3 protein-coding genes are annotated in these 24,555 nt (G+C 73.4%); all 3 read left to right on the top strand.

From position 1 onward, the window contains the following. Positions 1 to 195 precede the first annotated feature (195 nt). The 3 genes from ABZ945_RS13030 to ABZ945_RS13020 all read left to right on the top strand — a co-directional run bounded on the left by ABZ945_RS13030 (position 196) and on the right by ABZ945_RS13020 (position 24,546). Entirely contained in the window at positions 196 to 11,202 is an 11,007-nt protein-coding gene (locus ABZ945_RS13030) for an amino acid adenylation domain-containing protein (protein WP_361267691.1), read from the top strand. Positions 11,203 to 11,486: 284 nt separating this feature from the next. Further along, positions 11,487 to 23,231, top strand: a complete 11,745-nt coding sequence (locus ABZ945_RS13025; RefSeq protein ID WP_361267689.1) for an amino acid adenylation domain-containing protein — start codon at positions 11,487 to 11,489, stop codon at positions 23,229 to 23,231. A gap of 55 nt (positions 23,232 to 23,286) precedes the next feature. Beyond that, positions 23,287 to 24,546, top strand: a complete 1,260-nt coding sequence (locus ABZ945_RS13020) for a cytochrome P450 (RefSeq protein WP_361267686.1) — start codon at positions 23,287 to 23,289, stop codon at positions 24,544 to 24,546. Positions 24,547 to 24,555: the final 9 nt, after the last annotated feature.

The following is a 24,555-nucleotide window of genomic DNA, read 5'->3' as shown; positions in this document are numbered from 1 at the left end:
ACATAACTCTCGACCCGCCGATGCTGTCACGCGGCAGCCGACGAGCCATGCGCAGAACGAATTTTTTGCAGCGCCGTTGATGGAATGCGGCCCGGGGACAAGAGTCGTCATCCCATGTGGCGGCCGCCCGGAGCAGGACAATTCGCGCCGGCCAGGACGAGTTCGGTTCCGGAAAGAGATGTGGAGAGTTTCTCAATGACGCGAGCAGCCATCGAAGACGTCCTTCCGCTGTCACCGCTGCAGGAAGGGATGCTGTTCCACGCCCTGTACGAGGAGCGGAACCTCGATGTCTATGTCGCCCAGATCGTCATCGACCTCGAAGGTGAACTGGACGCCCGGGCCATGCGGGAGTCGGTGGCCGCGCTGCTGCGCCGGCACGCCAACCTGAGGGCGAGCTTCCGCTACGAGAAGCTGAGCAAGCCCGTTCAGGTCATTCCGCGCGATGTGGAGGTGCCCTGGCGCGAGTTCGACCTCACCGGGCTCGGCGAGCAGGCCCTCAGCGACGAGCTGGAGCGGCTCGCGGCCGAGGACGCCGCCCACCAGTTCGACCTGGCCGCCGGGCCGTTGCTGCGCTTCACCCTGGTCAAGCGGGGCGAGCGCAGCAGCCGGCTGATGTTCCACTCCCATCACATCCTGCTCGACGGCTGGTCGACCGCCCAGCTGCTGCACGAGCTCTTCGAGATCTACGCGCGCCGCGGCGACGCCTCGGGCCTCCCGAAGCCCACTCCCTACCGCGACTACCTCGGCTGGCTGGCCGGCCAGTCACGACCCGCCGCCGCCGAGGCGTGGCGCGAGGTGCTCGGCGACATCGCCGAGCCCACCCTGATCGCCCCCGGCGACCCGGGGGCCACGGTGGCGCCCGCCGAACTCACCGTCACCTTCCCCCGGGAGCTCACCGCCCGGGTCCTGGAGACGGCGCGCCGCAACGACCTGACGCTCAACTCGGTGTTCCAGGGCTGCTGGGCCCTGCTGCTCTCGCATCTGTCCGGACACGGCGACGTGGTGTTCGGCTCGACCGTCTCCGGCCGGCCGGCCGAGCTGTCCGGCATGGAGTCCATGGTCGGCCTGTTCATCAACACCGTGCCGGTACGGCTCCGGGTGCGGCCCGAGCGGAGCCTGCTCGACACCCTGGCCGATGTGCAGCGCCAGGTGACCAGGATGATGCCGCATCACCATCTCAGCCTCCCGGACATCCAGCGTGCCGCCGGGTCCTCCGGCCTCTTCGACACCCTCACGGTGACGGAGAACTACCCGCTGGGCGGGGAGGACCTCAAGGCGCTGCCGGGCGACCTCACGCTCACCGGCGCCAAGGGGACGGACGCCAACCACTACCCGCTGAGCATCGCCGCTCTCCCGGGTGACGCCCTGCGCCTCCACTTCGGCTACCGGCAGGACGTCTTCCGGCAGACCGACATCGAGGCGATCGGAGAGCGCTTCCGCCGTCTCTTCGAGGTCTTCGCCGACGACCCGCGGCGCCTGGTGGGCCGCCTGCCCCTGCTGACGGACGCGGAGGAGGCCGCGTTGCTCGGCCTGGGCACCCCCGACGAGCCGCTCCCCGCCGGCGATGCCATCCCCGCGCTCTTCGCCGAGCAGGTGCGCCGTTCCCCGCGGTCCCCGGCGCTCGTCTTCGAGGACACCACCCTCTCGTACGACGAACTGGACCGCCGCTCCAACCAGCTGGCCCGCACGCTGGCGGAACGCGGTGCCGGGCCCGAGCGGCTGGTCGCGCTCGCCCTGCCCCGCTCACCCGAACTGGTCGTCGCCACACTGGCGGTGCTCAAGGCCGGAGCGGCCTATCTGCCGGTCGACACCTCCTACCCGGCCGACCGGATCGCCTATCTGCTCGGGGATTCCGCCCCCGCGCTGGTCCTGGCCACCACCGAGTCGGCAGCCGTCGTGCCCGACGCGTGCACCGCGCCGCTCGTGCTCCTGGACGACCCGGCCACCCTGCGCGTGACGCACGTCCACGCCGACTCCGCGCTCACGGCGGACGAGCTGCTCGGCGCGCTGTCACCCGCCAACGCCGCCTATGTCATCTACACCTCGGGATCCACCGGGCGCCCCAAGGGCGTGGTGGTCACGCACACCGGTCTGGCGGGCCTGGTCGCCACGCAGGTGGCCCGGTTCGACGTCGGTCCCGGAAGCACGGTCCTGCAGTTCGCCTCCCCCAGCTTCGACGCCGCGGTCTGGGAGACCTACATGGGACTGCTGACCGGCGCCACGCTCGTCCTCGCCCCGGCCGAGCGGCTGCGCCCCGGCCGTGCGCTCGTCGAGCTCGCCGCCGAGCACCGGATCACCCATGCCACCATTCCCCCCGCGGCGCTGGCCGTGCTCTCACCGGACGACCTCCCCTCGGTGCGCCTGCTCGTCGTCGCCGGCGAGGCGTCCGCGCCCGAGCTGGTCGAGGCGTGGTCGGCGGGCCGCCGGCTGATCAACGCCTACGGGCCGACCGAGACCACGGTCTGCGCGTCGATGAGCGCACCGCTCTCGGGCGCCGCAGCCCCTCCCATCGGCACCGCCATCGGTACCGCACGGCTGCGTGTCCTGGACGGCACCCTGCGGCCGGTCCCGCCGGGCGTCACCGGCGAGTTGTACGTCTCCGGCCCCTCCGTCGCCCGCGGCTATCTGAACCGGCCGGGGCTGACCTCCGAGCGCTTCGTCGCCGACCCGTACTCCCGCGACGGCGAGCGGATGTACCGCACCGGCGACCTGGCGCGGTGGAAGGCCGGGGACGCCGGATCCGTCCTGGAGTTCGCGGGGCGCGTCGACGACCAGGTGAAGATCCGCGGCTTCCGCGTCGAACTCGGTGAGATCGAGTCGGTGCTCGCCTCGCACGACCAGGTCGACCGCGCGCTCGCCGTACTGCGCGAACCCACTCCGGGCGACAAGCGGATCGTCGCCTATGTCGTGCCCGCCGAGGGAGCGCAGGTGCCCAAGGCGGCGGTACTGCGCGAGCACGCGGGCGCCCGGCTGCCCGAGTACATGGTGCCGTCCGCGTTCGTCGCACTCGACGCGTTCCCGCTGACCCCCAACGGCAAGCTGGACCGCAAGGCGCTGCCCGATCCGGAGATCGCCGCGGAGCCCGCGGGGCGCGCGCCGCGCACCCCGCAGGAGGAGATCCTCTGCGCGCTGTTCACCGAACTCCTGGGGGTCGGCGCGGTCGGCGTCGACGACGACTTCTTCGAGCTCGGCGGCCACTCCCTGCTCGCCACCCGGCTGGTCAGCCGGGCCCGCGCGGTGTTCGGCGTCGAGCTGTCGCTGCGTGCCGTGTTCGAGACGCCGACCCCCGCGGCCATCGCCCGCCGGCTGCACGAGGCCGTCGCCGACCGACCCCCGCTGGAGGCGGGGGCCCGCCCCGAGCACGTCCCGCTCTCCTTCGCCCAGCGCAGGCTCTGGTTCCTGGACCGCTTCGACGGCGCGAAGTCCGTCTACAACGTCCCGCTCACGGTGCGCGTCAGCGGCGAGCTGGACGTGGCCGCGCTGCGCGCCGCCTTCCGTTCCGTGGTGGCCCGGCACGAGAGCCTGCGCACCGTCTTCCCCGAGACCGACGGCACTCCGCGGCAGCAGGTGCTCGACCCGTCCGAGGCCACCCTGGACTTCGCCGTCGTGAACCTCGGCGACGACCCCGGCCGACTCGCCGAGGCGCTCTCCGCCGAGGCCGGGGCCGGGTTCTCGCTCGCCGAGGAGATCCCGCTGCGCGTGCGGGCCTTCCGCACCGGGCCCCACTCCCATGTGCTGCTCGTGGTCATGCACCACATCGTCGGCGACGCCTGGTCGCTCGGGGTCTTCGGCAACGACCTCTCGGCGGCCTACGCGGCGGCCCTGGAGGGAACCGGGCCGCAGTGGAGCCCGCTGCCGGTGCAGTACGCCGACTACACGCTCTGGCAGGAGCGGGTGCTCGGCGACGAGTCGGCCGCCGACAGCACGGTCTCCCGGCAGCTCGCCTACTGGAAGGCCGCCCTCGACGGCCTGCCCGACGAGCTGAACCTGCCCGTCGACCGCGCGCGCCCGGCGCTGGCCAGCCACCTCGGCGACACCGTCCACTTCCAGCTGTCCGAGGAGCTGCACCAGCGGCTGCTCGCCGTCGCGCGCACCTCCCAGGCCAGCCTGTTCATGGTGCTCCAGGCGGGGCTCGCGGTACTGCTCGACCGCTCGGGGGCCGGGCACGACATCCCGATCGGCACCCCGATCGCCGGACGGGGCGACGACGCCGTCGACGACCTGATCGGGTTCTTCCTCAACACCCTGGTGCTGCGCACCGACACCTCCGGCAACCCGACCTTCCGCGAGCTCGTCGACCGGGTGCGGGAGACGGACCTGGCGGCCTACGCCCACCAGGACGTGCCCTTCGAGCGGCTGGTCGAGGAGCTCAACCCCGACCGCTCGCTGTCCCGGCACCCCCTGTTCCAGGTGATGTTCACCGTGCAGAACAACCAGCGGGCCGAACTCCGCCTGCCGGGACTGCGGGTGGAGCCGTACGACCACTTCGGCGGCACGGCCAAGTTCGACCTGTTCGTGGGGCTGGCGGCGCGGCACGGGGCCGACGACCGGCCCGACGGCATGACCGGCTGGATCGAGTACAGCTCCGACCTGTTCGACCGGGAGACCGCGGAACGGCTCGCCGAGGGCCTGACGCGGGTGCTGGCCGCGGCTGCCGAGGACCCCAAGCGCACCATCGGCTCACTCGACATCCTCGACCCGATCGAGCGCCATCGCCTGGTCACCGCGTACAACGACACCGGCCGCGAGGTCGACCGGGCCCACCTGCCCGAGCTCTTCGAGCGCCAGGTGCGGGCCCTGCCGGATTCCCCGGCCGTGGTGGCCGGCACCGAGCGGCTGACCTACGCGCAGCTCGACGCGCGGGCGAACCGGCTGGCGCGGCTGCTCATCGGCCGCGGGATCGGCCCGGAGGACATCGTCGGCATCGCCCTGCCGCGCTCGGCCGACCTGCTGGTGGCGGTGGTGGCCGTACTCAAGGCGGGAGCGGCCTACCTGCCGATCGACCCCGGGTATCCGGCGGACCGCGTCTCCCATATGCTCGCCGACGCGGCGCCCTCGGTGGTGCTGACCGATGCCGGCGTCCTGCCGGACGGGTACGGCGGGCAGGTCCTCGGCCTCGGTGCCGCGGACACCGTGCGAGCACTCGCCGCGCAGCCGGACACCTCCCCCGGCGACTCCGACCGGGTCCGGCCTCTCGACGCGCAGAGCCCCGCCTACGTCATCTACACCTCCGGTTCCACCGGCCGGCCCAAGGGGGTGGTGATGCCCTCGGCGGCGATGGCGAACCTGGTCGCCTGGCACCACGCCGAGGTCGGCGGCACGGCCGGAACGCGCGTCGCGCAGTTCACCGCGATCAGCTTCGACGTGTCCGCCCAGGAGATCCTCTCCGCCCTGCTCACCGGGAAGACCCTGGTCGTCCCGGACGACGGCACCCGCAAGGACGCGGAGGCGTTCGCCCGCTGGCTGGACGAGGAGCGGATCAACGAGCTGTACGCCCCCAACCTGGTCATCGACGCCGTGGTGGAGGCCGCGCTGGAGAAGGGGGTCGCCCTCACCGAGCTGCGCACCGTCGCCCAGGCCGGCGAGGCGCTGGTGCTCACACCGCGACTGCGTGAGTTCTGCGCCGCCCGGCCGGGGCTGAGGCTGCACAACCACTACGGCCCCACCGAGAGCCATGTGGTCACCGGCACGACGCTGCCCGCCGCTCCCGGCGACTGGCCGGCCGCGGCGCCGATCGGCCGCCCGATCGGCAATGACCGCGTGTACGTCCTGGACGGCACCCTCGGCCCGGTCCCCACCGGGGTCGTCGGCGAGCTGTACCTCGCCGGGACCGGTCTCGCCCGCGGCTACCTCCACCGGCCGGCTCTCACCGCCGAGCGCTTCGTCGCCGACCCGTTCGGCCCGGCCGGTTCCCGCCTCTACCGGACCGGCGACCTGGTGCGCTGGGGCAGGGACGGCCGACTGGAGTTCGTCGGGCGCGCCGATCACCAGGTCAAGGTGCGCGGCTTCCGTATCGAGCTCGGCGAGATCGAGTCGGTCCTCGCCGGGCACCAGGACGCGGCGTCGGTGGCGGTACTCGCCCGGGAGGACCGGCCGGGTGTGCGGCAGCTCGTCGGCTATGTCGTCCCCGGCCCGGGCCGGTCGGCGCCCGGCGCCGCGGAACTGCGCGCGCAGGTGGCCGCCGCGCTGCCCGAGTACATGGTTCCCTCGGCCTTCGTCACCCTGGACGCGCTGCCGCTGACCCCCAACGGCAAACTCGACCGCAGGGCGCTGCCCGCCCCGGTCCCGGCCCGGGAAGGGCGGCGCGCCCCCGGGACGCCGGCGGAAGCGGCCCTGTGCGGGCTGTTCGCCGAGGTGCTCGGGCTGCCCGAAGTCGGCGTCGACGACGGCTTCTTCGAGCTCGGCGGCCACTCCCTGCTCGCCACCCGGCTGATCAGCCGTATCCGTACGGTCCTGAAGGTCGAGCTGGCCGTCCGCGACCTGTTCGAGTCCCCGACCCCCGCGGGTCTCGCGCCCCTGGTGGCGGTCGCGAGCGAGGCCCGCCCGGCGGTGGCCGTCCGGGAGCGGCCCGAGGAGGTTCCGCTCTCCTTCGCGCAGCGCCGGCTCTGGTTCCTGAACCGCTTCGAGGGGCCGAACTCCACCTACAACCTGCCGGTCCCCGTGCGGCTGACCGGACCTCTGGACCGCTCGGCGCTGGCCCGGGCGGTGGCCGACGCGGTCCACCGGCACGAGAGCCTGCGCACCGTCTTCCCCGAGGCCGACGGCCGCCCCCGCCAGGTCGTCCTCGACGCGGTGCCCGAGCTCACCGTCGTCGAGACCGACGAGGCGGGACTCGCCGCCGCGGTGGGCGAAGCGGCGGCGTACCGGTTCGACATACGGACCGACACCCCGGTGCGCGCCTGGCTGTTCGCCCTGAGCGAGACCGACCATGTCCTGCTCCTGGTGGTCCACCACATCGCCGGGGACGGCTGGTCCATGGCCCCGCTCGGCCGGGACCTGTCGGCCGCCTACCAGGCCAGGGCGGCGGGCCGCGCACCGCGATTCGACCCGCTGCCGGTGCAGTACGCGGACTACACGCTGTGGCAGCACGCGATGCTCGGCGACGAGGACGACCCGGAAAGCGTCATCGCCCGGCAGGCCGCCTTCTGGCGCACCACTCTCGCGGGGGCCCCGGACGAGCTGGTGCTGCCCGCCGACCACCGGCGCCCGGCCGCCCCCAGCCACCGCGGCGGCACCGTGCCCTTCGCCGTCGGCGCCGAGGTGCACCGCCTGCTGCTCGACCTGGCGGGCGAGCGCCGTGCGAGCCTGTTCATGGCGGTCCAGGCGGGACTGGCCACGCTCCTCAGCGGCCTCGGGGCGGGTGTGGACATCCCGATCGGCACGGCGGTCGCGGGCCGTACCGACGACGCGCTCGACGACCTGGTCGGGTTCTTCGTCAACACCCTGGTCCTGCGCACCGACCTCTCCGGCTCGCCCAGCTTCGCCCGGTTGCTGGACCGGGTCCGCGAGACCGACCTGGCCGCGTACGCCAACCAGGACCTGCCGTTCGAGCGGCTGGTCGAGCTCGTCAACCCCGAGCGGTCCCTGGCCAGGACCCCGCTGTTCCAGGTGATGCTGTCCTTGGAGAACAACGCCCGGGCCGTGCTCGACCTGGACGGGGTGGCCGCCCGCCCCCAGGAGATCGGCTTCGACGTCGCCAAGTTCGACCTGTCCTTCAGCCTCTCCGAGAACCACGGGGCCGACGGTGCGCCCGCCGGCATCGACGGCCTGGTCTCGTACAGCTCCGACCTGTTCGAGCGGGAGACCGTCGAGCTGCTGGTCCGCAGGCTGGTCCAGGTGCTCGGCGCGGTCGCCGCCGACCCCGGCCGACCGGTCGACCGGCTCGACATGCTGCTGCCGGAGGAGCGGGCGCGCCTGCTCGGCGAGTGGAACGAGACACCGCGCGAGGTGCCGCGGGCCACCGTTCCCGAGATGTTCGGCCACTGGGTGCGCGGCACTCCGGACGCGCCCGCGCTGCGCTTCGGCGACCTGGAGCTGTCGTACGCCGAACTCGACGCCCGGGTGTCCCGGGTGGCCCGGCTGCTGACGTCGCGTGGCGTGGGGGCCGAGTCGATCGTGGCCGTGGCCTTGCCCCGATCGCCCGAGCTGATCGTGTCCCTGCTGGCGGTGACGCGGGCGGGCGGCGCCTATCTGCCCGTCGACCCGGACTACCCGGCGGACCGTATCGCCCACATGCTGCGGGACAGCTCCCCCGCCGTGCTGCTCACCAGCAGCGAAGTCGCGGACCGGCTTCCGCCCGCCGACGCCGAACGGGTGCTGCTGGACACCGGGGACCCGCACTCCGAGGGGGCCGCGGAGTGCCCGTTCCCGGACTCGGGGGATCTGCCGGGGCCGCCGTCCCTGGACAGTCCCGCCTATGTCATCTACACCTCGGGGTCCACCGGCCGCCCCAAGGGGGTCGTGGTCACCCACCGCGGTGTGTCCGGCCTGCTGGAGACCCAGATCGACCGGTTCGGGGTGGGGCCGGGGCACCGCGTGCTGCAGTTCGCCTCCCCCAGCTTCGACGCCGCGTTCTGGGAGGTGTGCGCCGGTCTGCTGTCCGGCGCCACCCTGGTCGCGGCCCCCGTCGAGGAGCTGGCGCCCGGGGACGGCCTCGTCGGACTGCTGGCCCGGCACCGAATCACCCACGCGCTGATCCCGCCGGTGGTGCTCTCCGCCCTTCCCGACGGCTCCCTCCCCGAGGGCATGACCCTGGCCGTGGGCGGTGAGGCGTGCCCGCCCGAGCTGGTCGGCCGCTTCGCCCCGGGGCGGCGCATGGTCAACGCCTACGGTCCGACCGAGACCACGGTCGCCGCCACCATGAGCTCCCCGCTCGTCGGCGCGGGGGTACCGCCGATCGGCCGTCCGGTCGCCAACACCCGGTTGTACGTCCTCGACACGGCGCTGCGCACGGTGCCGCCCGGCGTCGTCGGCGAACTGTACGTCGGCGGGCCCGGCTTGGCGCGCGGCTACCTCGGCCGGCCCGGGTTGACCGCCGAGCGGTTCGTCGCCGATCCCTTCGGTCCGGCGGGGTCCCGGCTCTACCGCACCGGTGACCTGGTCCACTGGGACGGGGACGGCGAGCTGCGGTACGCCGGCCGGGCCGACGCGCAGGTCAAGATCCGGGGCTTCCGCATCGAACCCGGCGAGATCGAGGCCTGTCTGCTGGAGCGGGACGAGGTGGCCCAGGCCGTCGTCCGGGTCCGCGAGGACACGCCCGGCCGCCGGCAGTTGGTCGCCTATGTGGTGCCGGCCGGCGGCGGAGCGGACGCGGCGGTCCTGCGGGCGCACCTGGCGGGCTCGGTCCCCGACTACATGGTCCCCTCCGCCTTCGTGGAACTGACCGCCCTGCCGAAGACGGTCAACGGCAAGCTGGACGAACGCGCCCTGCCCGCCCCCGACTTCGGGGCGAGCGTCTCGGAGCGCGAGCCGGCCACCGGGCCGGAGAAGCTGCTCTGCGGGATCATCGCCGAGGTCCTGGGGCTGGCCGAGGTCGGTGTGGACGACAGCTTCTTCCACCTGGGCGGTGACAGCATCGTCTCCATCCAGCTCGTGGCCAGGGCCCGTGCGGCCGGTCTCGTCCTGACCCCCAAGGACGTGTTCCGCCACCAGACGGCCGCCGCGCTCGCGGCCGTCGCCACCCCGCTGCCCGAGTCCCGGCACGAGGCCCCGGACGCGGGTGTCGGGGAGGTGCCCGCCACACCGATCATGCACTGGCTGCGCGAACGGAACGGGCCGATCGACCGGTTCAACCAGTCGATGTTCCTCCAGGCGCCCGCGGCACTCGACGGGGAGCGGCTGGCCCGCACCATGCAGAGCCTGCTGGATCACCACGACGCGCTGCGCGCCCGGCTGAAGCGCACCGGGCGCACCTGGACCCTGGTGGTGCCCGAGCGGGGCGCCGTCCGGGCCGAGGACATGATCCGCCGGGTCGACGTGGCCGGGCTGGACGACGCCGGGCGCCGCGTGCGGTACGCCGAGGAGGGTGCCGCGGCGCTCGGCCGGCTCGCCCCCGACGACGGCAGGATGCTCCAGTTCGTCTGGTTCGACGCCGGACCCGGGGAGCGCGGCAGGCTGCTGTTCGCGGCGCACCACCTGGTGGTCGACGGCGTCTCCTGGCGGATCCTGCTCCCCGATCTCACGACGGCCTGGGAGGCGGTGCGGGCCGGTCGCACTCCTGAGCTCGAACCGGTCGGCAGTTCGCTGCGCCGCTGGGCGCAGGCCCTGGAGGAGGAGGCCGTGCGGCCCGAGCGGGTCGCCGAACTCCCGCTCTGGCAGCGGTGGATGGCCGACGCCCCCGAGCCGCTGGCGGAACTCGTCCTCGACTCCGAGCGGGATCTGAGCCGCACCCTGCGCACACTCACCACCCGGTTGTCCGCGGCTACCACCACGGCTCTGCTCAACCGGCTCCCCGCGCTGGTCAACGGGTCGGCCAACGATGTGCTGCTGGCCGGACTGGCGCTGGCCGTCGCGGACTGGCGCAGGCGCCGCCACGGCGGCGCGGGGCGCGGTCTGCTCGTCTCGCTGGAGGGCCATGGGCGCGAGGAGGTGGTGGAGCACGCGGAACTGTCCCGCACGGTCGGCTGGTTCACCAGTCTCTACCCGGTCCGCCTGGACCCGGGCCGGATCGTCTGGAGCGAGATCTGGAAAGGCGGTCCGGCGGTCGGGGACGTGCTCACCCGGATCAAGGAGCAGGTGCGCACGGTGCCCGACAACGGCATCGGCTACGGGCTGCTGCGGCACCTCAATCCGGACACGGCACCGTCGCTCAGCGCACTGCCCGAGCCCCAGATCGGCTTCAACTACCTCGGCCGCTTCGGGACGTCGGCGGCGCCCGACGCGGTGGACTGGGCGCTCGCGCCCGAGGCCGGGGCGATCGGTGGCGAGGACCCGGACATGCCGGCCGCCCATGCCCTGGAGCTCACGTCGTCCGCCCAGGACGGCCCCGAGGGCCCCGTCCTCTCCATCGTGTGGCAGTGGCCGGCCGCACTCCTGGACGAGGCGGTGGTCGCCGACCTCGCCGACACCTGGGTCAGGGTGCTGGAGGCGTTCGCCACCCATGCCGAGGCACCGGGCGGTATGCGCTACACCCCGTCCGACATGGACCTGCTGGAGGTCAGCCAGGAGGAGCTGGACGACCTCGCGAGCGAGCTCGACGGGTGACCGCCCTCCGTGTCCGGCCCGGGTGACGGGCCGGACACGGAGGGCGGGGGCAGCGGGCGCCGCCGGCTGATTCCGAGTTGTTGATCTGCCTCCGCCATCCGGTCGCAGGAAGGCTAGCGTCGCATTCACCACCGTTCTCCTCCTGCCCGGGCATGAGCCCCAGGGAGTGATCAGGCGTGCCCCAGTGGCGGGGCGTGACAGCCGGCGCACGGCCCGAGCCGTCCGGCCGGGCCGACAGACCCCGACCCCCATCGCATCTCGAAGAAGCCCAGGGAGCATGTGCAGTGAAGCAGTCACGCATCGAGGACCTTCTGCCGTTGTCACCGCTCCAGGAGGGGCTGCTCTTCCACGCGCAGTACTCCGAGGACGCCCTGGACGTCTACACGGTGCAGTTGGCCGTCCGCATCGAGGGCCCCGCCGACTTCGCGGCGCTGCGGACCGCTGCCGCCACGCTGCTGCGCCGGCACGCCGGGCTGCGCGCCGGCTTCCGCCGGCGCAAGAGCGGCGAGCCCGTGCAGGTCGTGCTCCGGGATGTCGAACTCCCCCTTGAGGAGCTGGACTTCAGCGGGAGTCCGGCGGAGGAGCAACGCGCGAGGGTGAAGGAGTTCGCCGCTCGGGACCGCGCACGGCGCTTCGACATGGCCGAACCGCCGCTGCTGCGCCTGACCGCGATCCGGGTCGCTCCCGACGCCTTCTGGCTGATGCTCACCGGGCACCACATCCTGCTCGACGGCTGGTCGTCGCCGCTGGTCATGCGGGAGCTGTTCCAGCACTACCGCGCCGGCGGCGAGGACGCGTCCCTCCCGCGTGCCACCCCCTACCGCGACTACCTCGCCTGGCTGAAGAGGCAGGACAAGGACGCCGCCAGGGAGGCGTGGCGCTCGGTGCTCGACGGCGTCGACTCACCGACCCTGCTGGTGCCCGGCGCCGACCCGGACACGGCCGTACCGCCCGAGGACCTGGTCGGCGAGGTGCCCGAGGACCTCACCCGCCGCCTGGGAGAGCTGGCCCGCCGCTGCGGCGTCACGCTCAACACCGTGGTGCAGAGCGCCTGGGGCGTGCTGCTCGGCAGGCTGACCGGCCGCGACGACGTGGTCTTCGGCGCGACGGTGTCCGGGCGCCCCGCGGAGATCCCCGGCGTCGAGTCGATGGTCGGCCTGTTCATCAACACCCTCCCGGTGCGCGTCCGCATCGACCGCGGTGCCTCCTGGAGCGAGCTGCTGGCGGCGGTCCAGCGGCAGCAGGCCGGGCTGCTGGACCACCACCACCTCCCGCTGTCCGCCGTGCAGGAGTCGACCCAGGTCAGGGGTGAGCTGTTCGACACCCTGGTCGTGTTCGAGAACTACCCCCTGAACTCCGCGGAGATGGCCGAGGAGACCGAAGGACCGCGCATCACCGACGTCACCGGCCAGGACGCCACGCACTACCCGATCACCCTGTTCCCCACGCCCGGCCCCACCCTGCGCCTGCGCGTCGGGTACCGCCCCGACCTCTTCACCCGTGAGCGCGCCCAGGAGCTGCTCGACACCCTCTGCCGCCTCCTGGAGCAGATCGAGGCCGACCCCTCGCTCCCGGTCGGCCGCGCCGAGGTGCTCTCGCCACAGCGGCTGCGGACCGTCCTCACCGAATGGAACGACACCGCCGCGGCGGTGCCCGTCACCTCCGTACCCGAGCAGTTCACCGCCGCCGCCGCGGCCGACCCGGATGCCGTCGCGCTCGTCACGCGGGGCGCCGACGTCACCTACGGGGAGCTGGACGACCGCGTCAACCGCCTCGCGCGGCTGCTCACCGGTCTCGGCGTCGGCCCCGAGGTGCGTGTCGCGGTCGCCCTGCCGCGCGGCGCCGACCTGGTGGCGACACTCCTGGCCGTCGGCAGAGCGGGCGGCGCGTACATCCCGCTCGATCCGGAATACCCGGCCGAGCGGGTCCGGTACATCGTCGCCGACGCCTCGCCCGCCGTCATCGTCACCGACTCCACCGTCACCTCGGTGCCGGCCGCCGAGGGGGCCGTGCGGGTGCTGCTCGACGACCCCGGGGTGGCCGGCCGGCTGGCCGCGCTGTCCGGCGGGCCCATGGAGGCGGTGCCGGTGCCGGGCGACCACCCGGCGTACACGATCTACACCTCCGGCTCCACCGGCACGCCCAAGGGCGTGGTCGTCACCCGCGACGCCCTGACCAACCTCGTCGCGGACATGCGCGAGCGGTGCGAGGTACGACCGGGCGACCGGCTGGCCGCCGTCACCACCATCGCGTTCGACATCGCGGGCCTCGAACTGTACGTGCCGCTCACCTCCGGGGCGGGTGTGGTGCTGGCCACCCGTGACGAGGTCATCGACATCCCGCGGCTGGCCGCGCTGCTGAGGAGCACCGGCGCCACCCTGATGCAGGCCACCCCCACCCTGTGGCAGGCGCTCGTGGCCCAGTGCCCCGAGGCGCTCGGCGGACTGCGGGTCCTCGTCGGCGGCGAGGCACTGCCGGCGGCACTGGCGGCCCGGCTCACCGAACTGGCCGACCGGGTGACCAATGTCTACGGCCCCACGGAGACGACCATCTGGTCCACCGCGGCCCGGATCGACGAGGTGGACGGCGCGCCGGTCATCGGCAGACCGATCGCCAACACCCGGGTCTATGTGCTGGACGGCGGGCTGTCACCGGTGCCTCCCGGTGTGCCCGGTGACCTGTACATCGCGGGTGACGGCCTGGCACGCGGCTACTCCGGCCGCCCCGGCCTGACCTCCGAGCGTTTCGTCGCCTGCCCGTTCGGTCCGTCCGGCTCCCGGATGTACCGCACCGGCGACGTGGCGCGGTGGACCCCGGACGGCGATCTGGAGTTCGCCGGCCGCACCGACGACCAGGTCAAGGTGCGCGGCTTCCGCATCGAGCCGGGCGAGATCGAGACCGTCCTGTGCGGACTCGCCGGAGTCGCCCAGGCCGCCGTGGTGGCGCGGGCGGACAGCGCGGGCGAGACGCGCCTGGTCGCCTACACCGTCGCCGCTCCCGGCTTCCCGGTGTCGGCGTCCGAGCTGCGCGAGGGCATCGGCGCCCGGTTGCCGGAGTACATGGTGCCCGCCGCCTTCGTCAGCCTGGACGCACTGCCGCTGACCCCCAACGGGAAGACGGACCGCAAGGCGCTGCCCGCCCCGGACTTCGGCGCGCTGTCCGTCGCCGGCGCCGGTCCGCGCACTCCGCAGGAGGAGATCCTCTGCGGTCTGTTCGCGGAGATCCTCGATGTGCCGTCCATCGGTGTCCACGACGACTTCTTCACCCTGGGCGGGCACTCCCTGCACGCCACCCGGCTGGTCAGCCGGATCCGCGTCGCCTTCTCGGTGGAGCTGCCGCTGCGGCTGCTGTGGGAGGCGCCCACCGTCGCCGAGCTGGCGGCCAGGCTGCGCGGCGCCGACGAGGCCCGCCCGCCCGTGCTGCCCGTCGAACGCCCGGAGCACATCCCGCTGTCGTACGCGCAGCGCAGGCTCTGGTTCCTCAACCGCTTCGAACACGGCGCCGCCGCGCACAACATCAGTCTGGGACTGCGGCTGCGCGGGGCCCTCGATGAGGATGCCCTGCGCGCCGCCGTACGGGACGTGTCGGTCCAGCACGAGGTGCTGCGCACCATCTACCCCGAGACCGACGGGGTGGCCCGGCAGCGCGTTCTCACCCCCGAGGAGCACCTCCCCGCACTGGCCGTCGTCGACGTGCGGGAACAGGACCTCGACACGGTGGTCGCCGAGCACGCGGCACGCGACTTCGACCTGTCGACCGAGCCGCCGCTGCGCGTCTCGCTGCTGCGGATGGCCCCGGACCACAGCCTGCTGCTCATCCTGCTCCACCATGTGGCGGGCGACGGCTGGTCGGCCGGCCCGCTGGCCACCGACCTCAGCGCGGCGTACCGGGCCAGATCCGCGGGCCGGGCCCCGGACTGGGAGCCGCTGCCCGTGCAGTACGCGGACTACACGCTGTGGAACTACCGGGTGCTCGGCGAGGAGGACGACCCCGGCAGCCTGGTCGCCCGGCAGCTCGACTTCTGGAAGGCGCGCCTGCGCGGCGCCCCCGACGTCCTCGCGCTGCCCACCGACCGGCCCCGGCCGCCCGAGGCGGACTACACCGCCGACACCGTCGTGGTGGACGTGGACGCACGGCTCCACCGCGAGCTGGCCGGTGTCGCCCGGCAGACCGGGACGAGCCTGTTCATGGTGCTCCAGGCCGGTCTGGCGTCCCTGCTGTCCGCGCTCGGCGCGGGCGACGACATCCCCCTCGGCTCCCCGATCGCCGGGCGCAACGACCAGGCCCTGGAGTCGATGGTCGGGTTCTTCGCCAACACGCTGGTGCTGCGCACCGACACCTCGGGCGACCCGACCTTCCGTGAACTCCTGACGCGCGTCCGCGAGTTCAACCTCGCCGCGTACGCCCACCAGGAGGTCCCCTTCGAACGGCTGGTGGAGCTGCTCAACCCGGAGCGCTCGCTGTCCTGGCACCCGCTGTTCCAGGTCTGGCTCAACGTGCAGAACGTCGCGGACGCCACCGGCGCCTCGGTCGGCATTCCCGGCATCGACGCCGAGGCCTACCCGGTGCCCGTCAACGCCACGCAGTTCGACCTGGCGTTCACCGTCAACGAGCTGGCCTCGGCCGACGGCAGCCCCGACGGCCTGCGTGCGCTGATCGACTTCCGGCTCGACCTGTTCGACCGGGAGACCGTCGAGGCCCTGTTCGGGCGCCTGGTGCACCTGCTGGAACGCGTCGCGGCCGACCCGGACCTGCGGGTGGGGGACGTCTCGCTGCTCACCGCCGACGAGCGCGGTCTGCTGGCGGCCGCCAACGACACCGCCCGCGCCGTGCCGACCGGCACCTTCCCGGAACTGTTCGCCCGGCGCGTCGCGGCGGCGCCCGACAACCTCGCCGTGGTCTTCGAGGACACCGAGCTGACCTACGGCGAACTCGACCGCCGGGCCAACCGCCTCGCCCACGTCCTGCGCGAGGCCGGCGCCCGTCCCGAGGGCTTCGTCGCCCTGGCCCTCCCCCGCTCCGCCGACTGGCCCGCCGCCGTCCTCGCCACCCACAAGGCGGGCGCGGCCTATCTGCCGGTCGACCCCGGCTACCCGGCCGAGCGCATCGCGTACATGCTCGGCGACGCCGCCCCCGGTGTGCTGGTGACCACCCGGGAGATCGCCGCCTCGCTACCGGACACCGGCTCGGCGACCGTGCTCGTCCTCGACGACGAGGCCACCGCCGCCCGCGTCCAGGCGGCGCCGGCCACCGCCCCCGACGCCGCGCTCGACCCGCGCAACCCCGCGTACCTCATCTACACCTCCGGCTCCACCGGCAGGCCCAAGGGGGTCGTCGTCCCGCACTCCGGGTTCGGCTCCCTGCTCACCGGCTATGTGGAGGCGCTCGGCCTCGGCCCCGGCAGCCGCGTCCTGCAATTCGCCTCCCCGAGCTTCGACGCCGCCTTCGCCGAGCTGTGCAAGGCACTGCTCTCCGGCTCGACGCTGGTGCTGGCGCCACCCGCCCGTCTGGCCCTCGGTGCTCCGCTCGCGGCGCTCCTCTCCGAACAGCGCGTCACCCAGGCGACCATTCCCCCCGCGGCGCTCGGTGCGCTCGCCGACGACGACGTGCCCGCGGGGCTCACCCTCCTCGTCGCGGGCGAGGCGACGCCCCCGGAGGTCGCGGGCCGCTGGTCCGCCGGCCGTCGCATGGTGAACGCCTACGGCCCCACCGAGACCACCGTCTGCGCCACCATCAGCGCCCCGCTCGCGGGGGCCGTGGAGCCCCCCATGGGCCGCCCCGTGCCCAACTCCCGGGTGTACGTGCTGGACGCGGCGCTGCGCGAGGTCCCACCGGGCTCCCCCGGCGACCTCTACGTCAGCGGCGAGGGCCTGGCCCGCGGCTACCTCGGCCGCCCCGGTCTGAGCGCCGAGCGCTTCGTCGCCGACCCGTTCGGCTCCCCGGGATCGCGCATGTACCGCACCGGTGACCTCGCCACATGGACCCGCGAGGGTGAACTGCGGTTCCTCGGGCGCGCGGACGAGCAGATCAAGCTGCACGGCTTCCGCATCGAGCCGGGTGAGATCCGCTCGGTGCTGCTGCGCCGGCCGGCCGTGGCCCAGGCCGAGGTACTGGTCCGCGAGGACCGCCCCGGCGATCAGCGCCTGGTCGCCTACGCGGTGGCCAGGCCCGACGCGGCCCCGCTCCAGGGCGCCGACCTGCGGGCACTGCTCGCCGCCGAACTGCCGGAGTACATGGTGCCCGCGGCGGTGGTGGTGCTGGACGCGCTGCCGCTCACTCCGAACGGGAAGACCGACCGCAGGGCACTGCCCGAGCCGGGCTACGCGACGGCCGCGGAGACCGAGGGACCGCGCAACGCCCGCGAAGAGCTGCTGTGCTCGCTGTTCACCGAGGTCCTCGGCCTGGAGACCATCGGTGTCCACGACAGCTTCTTCGACACCGGCGGCGACAGCATCATGTCGATCCAGCTCGTCCGCAAGGCCCGCAACGCGGGCATCAGGCTGAGCCCGCGCGACGTGTTCGAGTACAAGACGGTGGCGGGCCTCGCCGAGGCCACCGCCGACCAGGGCGCGGTGGCCGGGAGCTCGGCCCAGTCCCCAGCCGCGCCCGAACCCGCCGCGCCGGTGCCGGCGGGGATCGGCACTCTGCCGCTGACCCCGATCATCCACTGGATGCGCGAACGGGGCGGGCGGGTCGACCGCTTCAGCCAGACCCACATGATCGTGGTTCCGGCCGACCTCGGCGAAAGCCGTGCGGAGGCCGCCCTGCAGGACCTGCTCGACCACCATGACGCGCTGCGCATGAAGCTGACCCGCGTCGGCGGAGTGGTGTGGAGCCTGGGGATTCCCGCACCCGGAACGGTCCGTGCCGCCGACTGCCTGCACCGCGTCGACCTGTCCGGGCTCGACGCCGAACAGGCCCTGGAACGGATGGCACGGGAGACCCGCGGCGCCTGGGACCGGCTCGACCCGGAGGCCGGGTCCATGGTCCAAGCCGTCTGGTTCGACAAGGGTCCCGAGGCCTCGGGGCGGCTGCTGCTCAGCATCCACCATCTGGCGGTCGACGGTGTCTCCTGGCGCATCCTGCTGCCGGACCTCCGGCAGGCGTGGGCCGGGCGGGCCAGCGGCGCGGCGCCCCGGCTGGACTCCGTCGGCACCTCGTTCCGCGCGTGGGCGCAGCTGCTCACCGAGGACGCCCAGCGGCCCGAGCGGGTCGAGGAGCTCCCCTACTGGCTGGATGCCCTCGCCGACCCCGGCCCCTCGCTCGCGGACCGGCCGCTGGACCCCCGCCGCGACGTCACGTCGACGGCCGGGCGGATCGTCCTGGAGCTGCCCGCCGAGCAGACCGCGGCGCTGCTCACCACGGTGCCCGCGGCCTTCCACGCCCGGATGAACGACGTCCTGCTGACCGCGTTCGCGGTCGCCGTCGGCCAGTGGCGCGCCGGGCGGAACCGCGGTGACGGGCCGGTGCTGGTCAACCTGGAGGGGCACGGGCGCGAGGAGCTCCACGAGGGCGTCGACCTCTCCCGTACCGTCGGCTGGTTCACCAGTCTCTTCCCGGTCCGTCTGGACCCGGGACGGTACGACTGGGACGACTTCCGGTCCGGCGGAGGGGCCGTCGGCGACGTACTCAAGCGGATCAAGGAACAGCTGCGCGCCCTGCCCGACAAGGGCCTCGGATACGGACTGCTGCGCCACCTCAACCCGCAGACCGCGGCGGCGCTCGCCGGCCGCCCCGACCCGCAGATCAGCTTCAACTACCTGGGGCGGTTCGCCGGGGCCGACGACACCGGCCAGGCCGGCCCGGCCGACTGGGGGCCGGCCCCGGAGGGCTTCGACCTCGACGGCGGCGGCGATCCGGACCGCCCGTTGGCGCACGCCATCGACGTCAACGCCATGACCCAGGACCTGCCGGACGGACCGCGGCTGGTCGCGGACGTGTCCTGGGCGGGCGAGCTGTTCGGCGAGGAGGAGATCCGGGAGCTCGGGGCGAACTGGCTCACCGCGCTCACCGCGCTCGTCGCCCATGTGGAGCGCCCCGAGTCCGGGGGCTACAGCCCCTCGGACCTGACCCTGGTCCCGCTCACCCAGCGGGAGATCGACGCGGTGGAGTCCGCCGCGACGTCCCGGCTGGAGGACATCCTGCCGCTCACGCCCATGCAGGAGGGCCTGCTCTTCCACGCCCAGCTCGACGAGGACCGGCCGGACATCTACACGGTGCAGCTCGGCATCGACCTGGCGGGCGAGCTGGACACCGACCGGCTGCGCGGCGCCGTGGCCACCCTGCTGCGCCGCCACCCCAACCTGCGGGCCGGCTTCCTCCAGCAGGGGCTGAGCCGCCCCGTACAGATCGTCGTCGGCGACCTGGAACCGCCCTGGACCGAGCTGGACCTGACCCCTCTGCCGGAGGCGGAGCGGGCGGCGCGGCTGGACGCGCTGATGGACGAGGACCGGGTGCGCCGCTTCGACCCGGAGTGCCCCCCGCTGCTGCGCTTCACCCTGATACGCATGGGCGACGGCCTGGTCCGCTTCCTGATGACCAACCACCATCTGCTGCTGGACGGCTGGTCGGGCCCGCTCCTGGTACGCGAGCTGTTCGCGCTCTACGAGGCGGACGGCGACGAGTCCGTACTGCCGAGGCCGACCCCCTACCGGGACTACCTGGAGTGGCTGGGGCAGCAGGACAAGCAGGCGGCCCGCGAGGCCTGGCGCGGTGTGCTGGCCGATGTGGACGGCGCCACGCTGGTCGCCGCCGACGGTGCCGGCGGAAGCGGCGACGTCCCGGGCGATCTGCTCGTCGAGCTTCCGGAGGAGACCGTCGAGGAGCTGACCAGGCTGGTCCGCCACCACGGTGTCACCCTCAGTACGGCCGTCCAGGCGGTGTGGGGCGTCGTCCTCGGCGGACTCACCGGCCGCGACGACGTGGTGTTCGGCGTGACCGTCTCCGGCCGGCCCGCCGACATCCCCGGCGTGGAGACCATGGTCGGCCTGTTCATCAACACCGTCCCGGCCCGCGTCCGGCTGGTCCCCGGCGACACCTGGGCCGGTCTGCTGGAGCAGGTTCAGCACCGGCAGACGGCGGTGATGGACCACCACTACCTCGGACTCCAGGACATCCTGCGCCTGGTCGACTCGGACCAGCTGTTCGACACGATCGTCGTCACCGAGAACTTCCCGGTGGAGGTCGGCGGAGCGCCCCGGGAGGAGGACGGGCCGCGCATCGTCGGCGGCTACGGCACGGACGCCAACCACTACCCGATCAGCCTGGTCGCCATGCCCGGCAGGACCCTGCGGCTGCGCTTCAGCTACCGCACGGACCTGTTCGAACACGGCGCCGTCGAGGTCATCGGGCGACGTGTCGAGCGGGCCATCCGGTCCCTGATCGACGCGCCCGGACAGCGGCTCGACCACCTCGACCTGCTCACCGCCGAGGAACGCGACACCCTGCTCAACGGCTTCAACGCCACGGCGGCGCCCGCCCCGACGGCACTCGTCCACGAGCTCTTCGAGGCCCAGGCGGCCCGCACCCCTCAGGCTCCGGCGCTGCGGCTGGAAGACGGCACGGAGGTCGGCTACGCCGCGCTGAACGCCGCGGCCGACCGGCTCGCGGAGGAGCTGGCCGCCGCCGGGGTCGGTCCCGAGCGGCTGGTGGCGCTGGCGCTGCCGCGCTCGGCCGACCTGGTGACCGCCGCGCTCGCGGTCCTCAAGGCCGGCGGCGGCTACCTGCCGGTCGACCCGGCCGACCCCGGTGACCGGCTGGAGTACGTGATCGCCGACGCCGCCCCGGTGCTCGTGCTGACCCGCTCGGACATCGCGGCCGCGCTGCCGTCGACCTCCGCCCCGGTGCTCCTGCTCGACCGGCGGGACGCCGACGGCGCCGGCACCGGCCGGGCGGCCCGTGACGGCGGCGGCCCGCACGCCCAGAGCCCGGCGTATGTCATCTACACCTCGGGCTCCACCGGCCGGCCGAAGGGCGTGGTGATCGAGCACCGCTCGCTGGCCCAGTACCTCGACCACGCCGTACGCGCCTATCCGTCACTGCGTGAGCGGGCGCTCCTGCACTCCCCGGTCTCCTTCGACATGTCGGTGACCGCGCTGTTCGGGCCGCTGGTCAGCGGCGGCTGTGTGCAGGTCGCCGAACTGGAGCAGCCCACGGAGCGGCGCCTTCAGCCGCCGTTCCTCAAGGTGACTCCATCCCACCTGCCGCTGCTGACCGGCTCCGACCCGGAGCTCTCGCCCCGCCGTGAGCTGGTGATCGGCGGCGAGCAGCTCCTCGGTGAGACGCTCGACGCCTGGCGCCGCGCCCATCCGGACGTGGCCGTCGTCAACGAGTACGGCCCGACCGAGGCCACCGTCGGCTGCGCCGTGCACCGGCTGGAGCCGGGCGACCCGACCCCCTCGGGTCCCGTGCCGATCGGCCGTCCCACGGCGAACACCCGGCTGTACGTGCTGGACACACGGCTGCGGCCCGCTCCGGTCGGCAGCACCGGCGAACTGTACATCGGCGGTGACCAGCTGGCCCGCGGCTATCTCGGCAGGCCGGGACTCACCGCGTCCCGCTTCGTCGCCGACCCGTTCGGCGGGCCGGGGTCCCGGCTCTACCGCACGGGTGATCTGGCCCGCCGGCGCGCCGACGGCGCCCTGGACTACCTGGGCCGTGTCGACGAGCAGGTCAAGATACGCGGGTACCGAGTGGAGCTCGGCGAGATCGAGGCCCGGCTGACCGCCGACCGGGCCGTCGGCCAGGCCGTGGTCGTCCTCCGGGACGACCTCGGAGTGGGCCGGCGCCTCGTCGCCTACCTGGTGCCCGCGGCGGGCGGTGCCCTCGACACGGCCGCCGTACGGGAGCGTCTGGCCACCGCCGTACCCGGCTACATGGTCCCGGCGGCGTTCGTGACGCTCCCGGAGATCCCGCTCAACGCCAACGGCAAGGTGGAGCGAAGGGCGCTGCCCGCTCCGGACCGCAACCCCCGGGAGTGGACGGGACCGCGCAACCCCCGGGAGGAGGTCCTCTGCGGCCTCTTCCGCGAGGTGCTGGGGCTGGACGTGGTGGGCGTCCACGACAGCTTCTTCGACCTCGGCGGCGACAGCATCATGTCGATGAGCCTGGCGGGTCGCGTCCGGTCCGTGTTCGGCGCGAAGCTGACCATCCGCACGGTACTGACCGCTCCGACCGTGGCCGAACTGGCCGAGTGGCTCGGCGGCGAGGAGGAGGACCACGACTCCCTGGCGGTGCTGCTGCCCCTGCGCACCGCGGGCACCCGCGCCGCCGTGTTCTGCGTACACGCCGCGGGCGGCCTGAGCTGGAACTACTCCTCCCTGCTGCGGCACATCGACCCCGAGCACCCGGTCTACGGACTGCAGGCCCGGGGAATCGGCGGCAGCGGCCCCCTCCCCGCGACGCTGGAGGAGATGGCGGCCGACTACGTCGAGCAGATCCGCGGGGTCCAGCCGGCCGGGCCCTATGTGCTGCTCGGCTGGTCGTTCGGCGGACAGGTCATCCACGCGATGGCGGCGCTGCTGCAGTCCCAGGGCGACGACGTGGCCCTTCTCGTCAACCTCGACGAGTACCCGCTCGACCGCAGCCGGCCGGGGCCCGACCGGACCCCGGACGAGCAGGACGCCCTGCGGATGATGCTCGACCATGTCGGCTACGACGTGGACGCGTTGGGCGAGGGGCCGCTGGACCACGGCGAGGTGGCCGCCATGCTGCGTGCCCGGCAGTCCGTCCTCGCCAGCCTGGACGCCGGCGACATCGCCGCGCTGGCGGCGGTGTTCGCCAACAACCGGCGTCTGTTCGAGGCCTATGAGCCCGCCCGCCACAGCGCGGACCTGCTGGTCCTGGTGGCCGAGGAGAAGCGTTCCGTGCCGGCCGCGGAACTCGCCGCGCGGGCCGGGCTCTGGCGCCCCCTCGTCGGGGGGCGCGTCGAACACCGGGTGATCGGATGCGAGCACCCGCACATGCTGCAACCCGGACCGGCCGCCGAGATCGGCCGGATCCTCAACGAGAAGCTCCGGGAAATCAAATGACGCGGCCGGCCGCCGCTCGGGCGACGACCCGCCTCATGCGAGAAACGGTGGAGACATGAGCGTGCAGACCACGGAAGTCCAGCGAGGAGTTCCCGGCGATCCGGGCGTGCTGGACCTGGTGGACCCGAAGACCTTCCTGGAAAACGACATGGCCGCCTACTGGGACCGGATGCGCGCGGACCATCCCGTGTACTGGCAGCCCGCGACGCCGGAGCGGCGCGGCTTCTGGGTGGTCAGCCGGTACACCGATGTGCAGGCGCTGTTCCGCGACAACAAGCGGCTCACCTCGGAGCGGGGCAACGTCCTGGTGACGCTGCTGGCGGGCGGCGACTCGGCCGCGGGCAAGATGCTCGCGGTGACGGACGGCCGCCGCCACAAGAACCTGCGCAACGTCATGCTCAAGGCGTTCTCGCCGCGCGCCCTCGCCAAGGTCTCGGGCATCGTGCGGGAGAACACGCGCCGGCTGCTGTCCGAGGCGATCCGCCGCGGCGAGGGGGACTTCGCCGCCGACGTGGCCTCGGTGGTCCCCATGACCACCGTCGGCGGTCTGCTGGGGGTGCCGGTCGCCGACCACCCCTACCTCCTGAACCTCACCAAGTCGTGCCTCAGCTCGGACGAGGCGGACCAGGCGCCCGAGGAGGCGTTCCTGGCGCGCAACGAGATCCTGCTCTACTTCAGCGACCTGGTGGCCGAGCGGCGCGAGAAGCCCCAGGACGACGTGATCTCCACCCTCACCCGGAGCGACATCGAGGGGGTGCCGCTGAGCGACCAGGACATCGTCTTCAACTGCTACAGCCTGCTGCTGGGCGGGGACGAGACCAGCCGCCTGTCCATGATCGAGACGCTGTACACGCTGAGCCGCGAGACCGGCGAGTGGCAGCGCCTGCGCGACGGCGCCGTGGACCTGGAGACCGCCACCGAGGAGATCCTGCGCTGGGCGACGCCCGCCATGAACTTCGGGCGCCACGCCACGACCGACTTCGAGCTGCACGGCCGGCAGATCAAGGAGGGGGACATCGTCACCCTCTGGCAGATGTCGGCCAACCGCGACGAGACGGTCTTCCCGGACCCGTACACCCTGGACCTGGCCCGCACCCCCAACAAGCACATCACCTTCGGCTACGGCCCGCACTTCTGCATCGGCGCCTATCTGGCCCGGGTCGAGGTGAAGGAGATGCTGGACGCCCTGCGCACCTTCAGCAAGGGCTTCGAGGTCGCCGGGGAACCGCGCCGCATCCACTCCAACCTCATGCAGGGCATGTCGTACCTGCCGATGCGCTACGTCCCCGACGAGCGGGGCCTCGCCGCGGGCTGACCCGGTCCC

This window comes from Streptomyces sp. NPDC046887, from assembly GCF_040644755.1.
Classification (GTDB): Bacteria; Actinomycetota; Actinomycetes; order Streptomycetales; family Streptomycetaceae; genus Streptomyces; species Streptomyces lichenis.
This window is presented reverse-complemented; position numbering and strand designations above follow the sequence as displayed.

Coding starts and splice junctions, on each gene's coding strand:
- ABZ945_RS13020 (WP_361267686.1), top strand. CDS start 23,287: ATGAGCGTGCAGACCACGGAAGTCCAGCGAGGAGTTCCCGGCGATCCG.
- ABZ945_RS13030 (WP_361267691.1), top strand. CDS start 196: ATGACGCGAGCAGCCATCGAAGACGTCCTTCCGCTGTCACCGCTGCAG.